A 10,945-nucleotide genomic window follows, 5' to 3' on the forward strand; every position below is an offset into this window, starting at 1 on the left:
GAAGATCTCCTGGGTGAAGCGCATCAGCCCCAGGACGGTGAGGAGCTGCTGTTCGCCTTCAGAGAGTTGGGTGAAATTGATATTACCGTCGATATCGCTGTGTTTGACATTGATCCGGACCTCGTCAATCAGATCGGAGATGTATGTGCTTTCGAGGTATTTGAAGAAATGGGATGGTTCGCCGATTTTTTCTACAAGTTTGGCAAGGGCCTCCTTGTCCGGCACAAAGACATAGAGCAGATCCTGCTTTTCCTTGCGGCCCCGGAAATCGAGCAGCCGGTTTTCGGTATGATCGATGGGGGCAACCGCTACTTTCCAGAGCTCGTCGAGGAACTCCTGGACAATGCCTCGGGCGTACCAGAAACGATTGTCGCCGTTGTTGAGGATCTCTTCAGCCATGTCCGGTTTGAACCAGTAAGGGCGTTTCAAGACAAAAAGGACGGAATCAAGATCCTGTATGTTTAAATCCGCAAGGACCCGCTTACACTCTTCGTCCTCCTTTAAAAGATAGGCCAGCAGAACGAATTGACTGTGGACGCTACGGCAGTAGAAAAGCCGACGCATGAGTTCATCGCTGCCGCCGAGCAGGGCATCGTAGAACTTTTGTTGATGCTGTTGGAAAAGGGCCTCGATCCGCTCGTTACGGCCCGAATAATAGGCAAAGACGTGGGAAGGAAGGTACTTCTTGGCATGGCGCTGAAGATGGGATATGGCAAATTCCTTCGGACTATCTTCCCCGCTCTCGGTAATAGAGGCCTTTCCCTTCTCCTCCATGGCGTTAACCTGGATGTGATGACCGCGACAGGTGTAATCAATCTCGTAGGCAAAGTCCGTTTTCTGGTTCAGGTCGAGGTCGCGAAAGATCGTGACGATGGCCTCGATCATGTTGGATTTGCCGGAGCCGTTGGGACCGATAACCGCGTGGCTTTTAAACTCACGAATCTCGCCATCGATGTCGGCGGCAGGACCGCTGAAGGTGATCTCGAAATCTCGCAGGTTCCGGAAGTCCTTTATTTTGAGTCGTTGCATTTGCATGATCAGGCTTCCACTTCTTTCATAAATCCTTTTTCCAGTTCGCTGATCCAGCCGTTGGCCATTTCGGTTTTGAGCTGCTGGTAGAAGGCATCGATTTCCATTCCCGACTGTTGCCAAAGGGCCTTGGCGGTGATCTCGCCCTGGTGTTTGGCGATGAGATTGGCCAGGGGTGATTTCTCTGTTGACCGTGGTTTGCCTTCGAGCTGGAGCTTGGTGACCAGTTCGGTCTTTGGTGCTTTCATTTTTCCTTTTCCCTTAATTGCCATGCCAGTTATAGATGTGACTACCACTTGGGCAAAAGATTCGGCAATTTTGTTCTTTTTGTTTTGCAACTCTTCTAATTGATTTACTATTGCCATAAGTTGGTCAACTTTGGCGACAATGCGTTGCTGTTCTTCAGCCGGTGGAATGGGAAGAGGTAAGCTCTTGAGCGCCGCCTGATTAATTTTCGGCATGGTCCCAGAAGTTCCAGAAGCCCGACTACGCAAGAAATCTCGTGCACTCTCTGAACTCATACAAAGATGAATAAAATTAACATCAAGCTCTGATGAGATTCTGAGTTTCATCATTAAATCAGGATAAATGAATCTATTGGGTTCGCCACGATAAACAGCTGATACTCCTACATATTCAATTGTGTTTCCCCGCTGAACAAGGATATCGCCATCGCATAACCATAACTCCGAATCTGGATTAATATTTTCTTCTATAAATTTTGTGTGTTCTTCTAAAAACCGCCCCGATGTCGTTGCGCTCAGTGTCAAAGAACGAACTGGTGTTTCGTGTTCAACTGCCTTTGGAGAGTAACCGTTTTTAGGGCCAAATATCAGCAGGTCATCAAGGGTCTGCCACCGCCAAGATTCCGGAATGCTAAAGGCTAACTCACCTTCAGGTTTAATTGCTCGCACGGATGTCGAGTTGGTGAGACCTAATTTCCGTCGTTCCTCAAGGATACGATTTAGCATCTCTTCGGCTGATGCTAAAATGGGAGCTTGAGGAACTAATTTTCCTCGAACCGCAAACGAGAGGATGGTTTTTCTAAGATTATCGGGTGAGACGATTTCAGTCTCATCAAAAATAGCTTTGAGATTGGCCGAAGTGGGTGAATCAGCTAAGCGAGCATGCAGGGTGCTGGAAAGTACTGGGAACCGTCGTTCCCGTTCTCGCTGCTGCCCTTCAAGCTTGTCGCACAAACTCATCAACTCATCCACTTTGGCAACAATACGTTTTTGTTCAGGAAGAGGGGGGAGAGGAATTAAAAGCTCGATAAACTTTGCAATGGATACTCCACCGATGATGCCTGTCATTACATCGTTAAACTGAGATTGGAAAAATGGCGTCAAGTATTGATATAGTATGAACTTTGAAGGAATCCCCCCATAAAGTTCATTCGCAAACAGCTTGTTTCCAAAACAAATATCCCTATCGGTAATACCACACTTCTTCCCTGCACTTCCCCCCTCAGCGCAAATTAAAACTGCCCCTTGATGTGCAACTTTGAATTTGTCTTCACTCTCTGGGATAAATATGCCGTTACTGTAGTTGAGATTTTTTAGCCCATACTCGACATCTTTCGTCGCAATATATGGCAGACCAGCAACGCCCCTGTACTTAAGCTCTTTTTCGCGAGCATTTATACTGTTACCGTTAAATATATTTCCAAGACTGCCAAGCCTAACCCATACCCATCCATTGGGGGGATCATATGGTACTTCTTCATGTTTGACCTGAGGCAAAAGCGACTTGGCTTTAATTCTTTTTTCTATTACAAGTCGTTTTTTCTCTATTTCAATATTGTGAAGAAGATCACTCACCAATTGGTCTTTGGGGTCATGAGGAACTAATTTTCCTTGCATTGCAAGGGACAGGACCAATTCTCGTAAACGTTTTACGCCGTCCGGCGCGTTTGCGATATGTCCAAAATTTTCCCGAAACGTTTGCAAATCCATCAGGCGGTCTCTCCGGACTCGAAATGATGCGAGAGGGCGGCGGCGAGTTCGTCGCGGAGCTGGTTCTCGGTCTGTTCAATCTCAGAGAGGAGCCTCTGGTATTTTATTAGCAGAGCGTCAGGGTCGAGGCTTTCCTCTTCTGGCCCGTTCGGATTTTTGATGTCGAGGTTATAGATCGGCCAGTAATGCCGATCGCCGGTGGCCTGTTCATCCTTGGCTTGCTGGCGGAGCTTCTCGATCTGTCCGATCAGTTCCTGAATCTGCTCTTCGGCCTTCTTGCGAATTGATTCCTTTTTCTCACCTTTGATGGAGCTGCGAAGCTCCTTGGCCTGTTCATTTAGGACAGTGGCCTCATTATTGAGCGTCTCGGCCTTGTCCCAATGCGGTTGAGCCTTGGCTATCGCACCTTCCTTGAGTTGCTTGAAATCAACCTTCCAGGCCTGCTCGGTTTCCACTCGATCTTTGAAACCGTCTGCTTCTTGGCCCCACCAATCGGCAATAGGTTGCAGTTCCTCGACCCGAAGCGGCTTGGTCTTGGAATAACTCTTCACCCCTTCCAGGTAGTGGTGTTCATAAAACCAGATGGTGTCGGTGGTTTTGCCCTTGGTGAAAAAGAGCAGGTTGGTCTTGATGCCGGTGTAGGGATTGAAGACGCCGTTGGGCAAGCGGATGATGGTGTGAAGATGGCAATTATCCATCAGCAATTCCTTGATCTTGGCCTTCACGCCTTCACCGAAGAGGGTGCCGTCCGGCAGAACGATAGCCCCGCGCCCACCTTTGTCCTTGAGCAATTTCTTGACGATGAGGACTAGGAACATATCGGCGGTTTCCTTGGTCTGGATGTCGGACGGAAAGTCGTTGCCGACAGTGTCGTCTTCCATGCCACCGAAGGGAGGATTGGTGATGACGCAGTCCACCCGCTCATTCAGCCCCCACTCGTTCCACGGTCTTCCAAGGGTATTGCGGTGCTCGATCATGCTCGGCACTTCGATGTTGTGCAGGAGCATGTTGGTTGTGCAGAGAAGATGGGGGAGCTGCTTCTTCTCGATGCCGCGAATACATTCGGCGATGGCCTTTTTATCTTCAGCGCTTGATTTCGTGGTGAGTTGTTTCTCGAAATGGTCAATGGTGGCGGTCAAGAAGCCGCCGGTGCCGCAGGCAGGATCAAGGACCGTCTCTCGTTTGTCGAGGCGTGGGTTGACCATCTGGACCATGAACTCAGTGACCGCCCGAGGGGTATAGAATTCTCCGGCATTGCCGGCGCTACGCAGGTCGTTTAAGATTTGCTCGTAAATCGCCCCCATCTGCCCACGGGCCTTCATGTCGTGGAAGTTGATGGCCTCGTCGAGCTTCTCGATCACCCCCAGCATCAGGGTGCCGGACTTCATGTAGTTGTTGGCATCGACAAAGACTTCGCGGACCACCTTGGCCTTGGGATCGTTTTCGATATTGAGCTCTTTGAGCCCAGGGAAGACGGTGTTGTTGACATAAGCAATCAGATCGGTGGCCGGTTTTTGCGGTTTGCCATCCTTGTATGCGGCCCAATTTCGCCAACGGCATTCCTCCGGGGTTGGCGACCGGTAGGTTTCGCCACGGTCTTCGGCATCGTCCTCCCATGTCTCCTCGCACTGGTCGAAGATTTTTAAAAAGAGCATCCAGGTAAGCTGACCAATGCGTTGGGCGTCGCCATCGACACCATCGTCTTTGCGCATGATGTCCTGGATCGATTTGATAGTGGTACTGAGGTTCATATTTATTTGTGCTCCCAAAACTCTAATTGGTTGTCTACCTGAGCAACATATGTCCAGTTACTGGCGACAAGATTAAACAAGATAAATGCACGGCCATTGTTTACAAAATCTTCATCAAGAATGTAACAGGCCTTGAGATTACATGAACTGAAAGCCATGGCCTCATCCCAATTTTCAAACGCAAAACCATTGAGGGCCTTATGAGCCTCGGGGAAAGGCCGGAGCAATTCTTCAAAGGAGTGCCAATAGTCATTAAGGTAAAAACGGTCGGTGGCAGGCCTTCTTAATTCTGTAACAATCGAACTATATTGCGGAGAAATCAGAACATAGTCTAAAAACTGAGTAAAATCGCTGAAGGTATCCGGCTGAATTTTTTGTTCAAGAGGCTTCGGCATTGCTATACAGCTCCTGTTCCAACTCTGTCAATGCCTTGGAGTATCTCTCATTACTGCCAAAAACCCCTCGCCGAATCTGGGTCTTGGTGCCAAGCTCGCTAAAGGGCGGTAGTTCAAGAATTTTGGCATCTTCAATATTTGTAATGCCATGATCGGCGTATTTTTCCAGCAGGGCTTCAAGAACCGCTCGGGCCTCGTCCCCATATTTGCCGAAGTAATTTCTCTTCTTGACCTTATTAGCCCGTTCCCTTCTGGTGAGCGGTGGTTGGTCAAAAGCGATGTGAGCGACAAGGTCGAAAGCGTCGATTTTATCCCCATCGGGAACAGCTTCACGAAGTACTTCGAGAGCAATGCCCTGTTCCTTCAGCTCGTCAATGACGGCTTGCTTCCGCTCCGCTTCGTTCCAACGCCGCAGGAAATCATCAAGGGAGGTAAACTCCTTGAGCAAGGTCGATTTAATCTGGTCCTTGAGATGAACTCGATAATCTTCGGTGATGAGCTTGCCGTTTTCGTCGAGGTATTGTGTGCGTTCGACACCAGTGGTCACTTTTACATCATCGATGACAAAACGAGTGCGGCCACCAGTGCCACCCCCACCGGTATCTTCGCCGGTGTCTTCTCCACCATCATCTTCATCCTCACCGGTGTCAGTGTTGCCGCCTCCAGGAGGAGGATCGCCAATGATCCCACCTTGATCGTCGCCCCCTCCAACTTCCGGCGGAACAATGGGATCATCCGGGCCGGGTTCATAGACCGTAACAGGTTCCCCATCGAATTCCTTATCTTGAAAGAGGCTGGTGGCCCCTTTGAAATCCATGATGGTGAAATAGAGCTTGTTGTAGTCCTCCCGGATTCTGGTTCCCCGTCCCACAATCTGCTTGAACTGGGTCATGGAGTTGATGGTTTGGTCGAGGACAATCAGCTTGCAGGTTTTGGCATCGACACCGGTAGAGAGAAGTTTGGAGGTCGTGGCAATGACCGGATAGGGTTCATCATTATCGATGAAATAGGAGAGCAAGGCCTTACCTTCTTTGTCATCCCCGGTCATCCGGACGACATAACGCCGGTTGCTGGCTGCCTCCGGGATGAGTTTCACCAGTTCTTGCCGCATGCGCTCGGCGTGGGGCTGGTCATCACAGAAGACGATGGTCTTGGCCATCGGATCGGTCGCTTCAAGATATTCCCATACCCGCTTGGCGACATAGGCCGTGCGGTTGGTGAGGATAAGCTCGCGGTCGAAATCCGAAGTGTTGTATTGTCGCTGTTCTACGAGCTGGCCGTGCTTGTCTCGCTTGCCCTTTTCTGGCGTGTAACCAAGCGCATCTACATCAGTGACAACGCGGATAACCTTGTACGGGGCAAGGAAGCCGTCCATGATCCCTTGCTTGAGCGAATAGGTATAAATGGGGTTCCCGAAATACTTGAGGTTGTATTCGGGATCTCTAATTGTGGTTTCCCCCTTGTCCGGCTTCTTTTCCTTCGGGGTAGCAGTCATGCCAAGGTGGGTGGCATCGGCAAAGTAGTCAAGAACTTCACGCCAGGCCGAGTCGTCGTCGGCGCTGCCACGATGACATTCGTCGATAACCACAAGGTCGAAGAAATCAGCGGGGAATTGGCGGTAGATCTGCTTCCATTCCTCTTTACCGGTAACCGCCTGGTAGAGACACAGGTAGATCTCGTAGTTCTTCTTGACACTTCGGTTGGTGATCTTGTGCATCACCTCGCCGAAGGGGGAGAAATCTTGCTGAATGGTTTGGTCGACGAGGATATTGCGATCGGCAAGGAAGAGGATGCGCTTCTTCTTTTTGGCCTTCCAGAGCCGCCAGATGATTTGAAAGGCGGTATATGTTTTTCCAGTACCGGTAGCCATCACCAGCAGGATGCGCTGTTGGCCCTTGGATATTGCCTCGATGGTGCGATTGATGGCGACTCGTTGGTAGTAACGCGGCTCCCTGCCACTTCCATCGGTGAAGTAAGGCTGGGAAATGAGCTTGCGCTGAGGTTCCGACTCCAGGCCTTTCCACAGCTGGTAAATAGCCCAGAGATCATCATAGGCCGGAAACTCTTCGAGGGTTAATTCACGTTCGGTGGGCTGGGTGATACCAGTTCGGTCATGAAGGAGGAAACCATCGCCGTTTGAGCTGATGGCGATGGGAGCATCGAGCATTTCGGCATATTCGAGTGCCTGTGGCATGCCCTTGCCAACTTCGTAGATATTGCGTTTGGCCTCGATTATGGCGAGAGGGACATTGGGCTTAGCATAAAGAACATAGTCGGCTCGCTTAGGTCCACCCGCTGCCTCGGGGTTTTGTAGTCGGTAAGCCAACTTTCCACGGACCATAACGCGCCCGGCAGTAAGATTGACCTCTTCGCGGAATTGTACCTGCTGCCATCCCGCCCCCTGGATCGCCGGGGTGATGAACTTGGTGCAGATATCGCGTTCGCTGAGGTCTTTTTTGTTCATTGAAAAACCGGCCTGATGAGTTAATCAACCCTAGATACTGTCTCCATTATTCACATTTAAAAGCCCTGGTGATATTGCTCCAGAACTGTAGAGAAAGGAAGTAATTACATCCCTAGTCTCTCTTTTAATTCATTTATACTCATTTCAATATGTGATTCAATTTTTTCAAAATCATCTTTTAAAATATTTCTCTCATTATATAACTCTGACAAAGATAACTTATCTTCATCATCAATAACATTTTCATCTATTGCAAATGAGTTTAGATAGAGAGAAAAATTTAGGTTGAATTTATTGGTAGTAATTTCAGACAAAGTTGCCAAGTAACTAAAATTACTTACATTTTCCCTTTTATTGTACAAATCAATTATATTGTTAACATATTTGTCTTTTAAAACACTTTGATGCTTTCCTACTTCAAAATTATGACTGGCATCAATAAAAAAAATATTTGTGTCATTCTTTGTCTTCCGCAGCAAAAGAATAGCAACTTGACTACTAACACCACTAAACAACTTAGGAGGAAGGGCGATGACGGAATCAATCAGATTTTCTTCGATCAGTTTTCTACGGATATCACCTTCAGTTGCGCTTCGGAAAAGAATTCCAAGTGGAATTACAACAGCCATACGCCCTGATTCTGGCTTCATAATTTCCACCATATGAGAAATGAATGCGTATGTTACGCCTTTTGTTCGAGGCGGGACGCCTCTATGAAATCGGCAAAAAATGTCACCTCTCGCAAATTCAACTCCCCAGTCATTTGAAAATGGCGGATTAGCAACAACGACATCAAATGTCTTAAGTTTCTTAACGTTATTGTTGATAAACTTTGGTTCACGAATAGTATCTCCCCATTCAACTTGCGATGCTCCAGCATGAATAAACATATTCATTTTGGCAATAATCCAAGTAGCATGGTCTACTTCCTGACCGAAAAGTTTGTATTGGTTCGATCCATAGTGATGTTGAATGTAGGACCCGCAGGTCTTAAGTAATGAACCTGGGCCACAGGCAGGATCGCAAACTTCATCTCCTGTTTTCGGGTCCATTAAATGAGCTATCAGGGTAGCGACTTCCTGAGGCATATCATCAGCGAATTTTGTACCAAGGGTCCCGATAATGTTCTCACTTTTAAGTAGCCTATAAATTACACCAAATATATCGATTCGCTCCAGTAATTCGCGAGATAGTTTTAGCTCAAGCCCGCCAAACTCACAAAGAAGATAGCGAGCAATCTCATCCCTCTTCTCTTGATTGCCTATCAAATAAGAATCAAAATCAATTCCCCTAAAAACATCTCCGAGTTCATCGAGATTGGCAAGCTCAAGAGAGCGCAAGGCCTTGGCTATACGAATATGATTATAGGGATTTTTACTATCTTCAAACAAGCCATAGAAATTGGCCTCGGGTGGCATTTCGAAATGACCAGAAAGAGCATTTGTTCCCTCTGGATCTAAATTACTATCAGTTATTCTTCCTCTTTTGAGGTTACTCTCCTCCCAAATATCAGATACACATTTCAAAAAAAACACAGACAGGATGTATTGCCAGGAAATACTTCGAGGGACCGTGCTAGGAAAAAAACGAAATGCACGTTCGATGCGAATGGCGACTAGTTCTTTTAAAGAAGACATTTTTAACTGATCAAGAGGGTTAATTATTTTAACAATTCTTTCGCCAGCAATTTTAGTTGTTTGGTGCGATTATCAATAAGTGTTTGTAGCTTATCTCTTTCTGCTTTGGCCTGACGATCCAATTCCACTACCAGCCGCTGTATTTCAATTGGTGGCAACACGATCAACAAATCCTCTAGTACGCTTCTCCTAATACTCCGCTGCGCAGACCCCTCAGCGTTTTGAATCAAGTACCGTTGAGCAGGATCCTGATTGATCTGCCATGCTAAAAAATCCATTGCCAATGGAGATCCCTTATTTGCTCGGATCAGAAAAAAATGAAGAGTGCACAGTGCTGGGCCTGGAATTGAATTTACATGAGTAGCAGAGTATCGAAGACCACGCGAAAGCACGAGCACATCGTCTTGCTGCAACAAATTTAGAGGTCGTCGGCTTTTTGGCATTTCCGCACGCAGTGTGGTTTCCCATGAAAGCGTGCCGTCAGTACATACGTCCTTCATTTGCACGACACGTAGGGGTCCTCCAGCGACTTCAGGGACTGCCCCCCGGAAGGAATACCCTCCAGAAATAGACGCCAAAGAAGCCAGTTTCTGCACAACAGACATTGTATCATTCATAATGATGCATAAATTACTTGACAAACACGCCAGGCGTCAAGTAATTTGATTGTACCAATTGCAATGATACAAAAAAAATACTCATTAATCGCCTGACTCTAAAAAAGGAGAATTAATATGCAAATCAGTTCATCACTCGCCACAGAGGATGGCGGAATTTCTTTGTATCACAGCAACTTATCATTAATACGAGGGAAAGTCGATGGCCAAATCATATCAATCAACAAACCTTCAGAAGGAAGGCTGAGATCTCGCAAGGTAGTCTCACGCTCAAGAGCTCGCCCAACTGGCAAATTTCCATCGTCAAAGATGAAGAGAATGATTCAGTGGGAATCCCCTCATGAGCTCAATGCATACCGTTTACTAGATGCCGACCCGGAAGTGCTAAGCTTTTATGAGCAACCACTTGTAATAAATTACATTTTGGATGGTGTTCAGCATCGTCATTATCCTGACATTCTCGTAGAAACCCAAACCAGCAAAGAACTGTGGGAAGTAAAAACCAGGGATGAAGCACTAAAGCCTAAAAACATCCTTCGCACAAAACTAATGTGTAACGAATTACCCAATCATGGATACCAATATAGAGTTGCTTTAGCAGAAGATCTCGCTCGGAATCCAAGGCTAACAAACGCATTATTACTCCTGAGACTAGGGCGTAACAATGTTTCATTTATAGACAAAGAACGGATTAGTAATTTTTTTTCTATAATAGAACATATCACATGGAAGTTAATTACATCTGGAAAGTTAGGGGTAAATGGAAAAAATCATATTTGCAGGCTAATCATGGATGGATATCTATTTTTTGATATCGATAAAGAACTAACTAAGGCAACAATTTATAAAAATAATAAATAATCATAGGTGATATCATGGGAACATCATCATTCCAGAAAAATATTGAAATAAAAATTGATGAAAATACATACAAATTAAAAAGAAAAATACTTAATGATATATGGCAACTAGAAGAAGTAAAAACTAATAAAATTATAGAAAAAACAGTAAATGAACTTCAACAAATTTATACTGAAGGAAAATTAACTTTTAGTAACTATAAAACAAATTTAAATAACAATGAAAAAAAATGTTCA

9 protein-coding genes are annotated in these 10,945 nt (G+C 46.4%); 2 read left to right on the forward strand and 7 right to left on the reverse strand.

All coding sequences use genetic code 11. From position 1 onward, the window contains the following. From FP815_16465 to FP815_16495, 7 genes are all read right to left on the reverse strand, one after another. Positions 1 to 1,035, reverse strand: a 1,035-nt coding sequence (locus FP815_16465) for an AAA family ATPase (GenBank protein ID MBA3016521.1), incomplete at its 3' end; no start/stop codon positions are given. Between the two features lie 2 nt (positions 1,036 to 1,037). Beyond that, positions 1,038 to 2,984: a hypothetical protein gene (locus FP815_16470; protein ID MBA3016522.1), complete on the reverse strand. Its 1,947-nt coding sequence runs from the start codon at positions 2,982 to 2,984 to the stop codon at positions 1,038 to 1,040. Next, complete coding sequence (locus tag FP815_16475) at positions 2,984 to 4,735, reverse strand: N-6 DNA methylase (protein MBA3016523.1); 1,752 nt, start codon at positions 4,733 to 4,735, stop codon at positions 2,984 to 2,986. Before FP815_16475 ends, FP815_16470 begins: the two co-directional genes overlap by 1 nt. Before the next feature lie 2 nt (positions 4,736 to 4,737). After that, on the reverse strand, positions 4,738 to 5,130 hold the full coding sequence (locus FP815_16480) for a hypothetical protein (protein ID MBA3016524.1): 393 nt from the start codon (positions 5,128 to 5,130) through the stop codon (positions 4,738 to 4,740). Continuing rightward, positions 5,114 to 7,594, reverse strand: a complete 2,481-nt coding sequence (locus FP815_16485; GenBank protein ID MBA3016525.1) for a DEAD/DEAH box helicase — start codon at positions 7,592 to 7,594, stop codon at positions 5,114 to 5,116. The genes FP815_16480 and FP815_16485 overlap by 17 nt, the downstream gene beginning before the upstream one ends. A gap of 104 nt (positions 7,595 to 7,698) precedes the next feature. Beyond that, positions 7,699 to 9,231 carry an N-6 DNA methylase gene (locus tag FP815_16490; protein MBA3016526.1) on the reverse strand — a complete coding sequence of 511 codons (1,533 nt, stop codon included), beginning with the start codon at positions 9,229 to 9,231 and terminating at the stop codon, positions 7,699 to 7,701. Positions 9,232 to 9,254: 23 nt separating this feature from the next. Continuing rightward, a complete protein-coding gene (locus tag FP815_16495; protein MBA3016527.1) occupies positions 9,255 to 9,848 on the reverse strand; it encodes a restriction endonuclease subunit S in 594 nt (197 codons plus the stop codon). A gap of 117 nt (positions 9,849 to 9,965) precedes the next feature. Here FP815_16495 and FP815_16500 point away from each other — a divergent pair, with 117 nt between their 5' ends. Together FP815_16500 and FP815_16505 are read left to right on the forward strand one after the other, a co-directional pair. Next, positions 9,966 to 10,709, forward strand: a complete 744-nt coding sequence (locus tag FP815_16500; GenBank protein ID MBA3016528.1) for a hypothetical protein — start codon at positions 9,966 to 9,968, stop codon at positions 10,707 to 10,709. A 14-nt stretch (positions 10,710 to 10,723) separates the two neighbouring features. Then, positions 10,724 to 10,945, forward strand: a 222-nt coding sequence (locus FP815_16505) for a hypothetical protein (protein MBA3016529.1), incomplete at its 3' end; no start/stop codon positions are given.

Source organism: Desulfobulbaceae bacterium (genome assembly GCA_013792005.1).
Lineage (GTDB): Bacteria > Desulfobacterota > Desulfobulbia > Desulfobulbales > VMSU01 > VMSU01.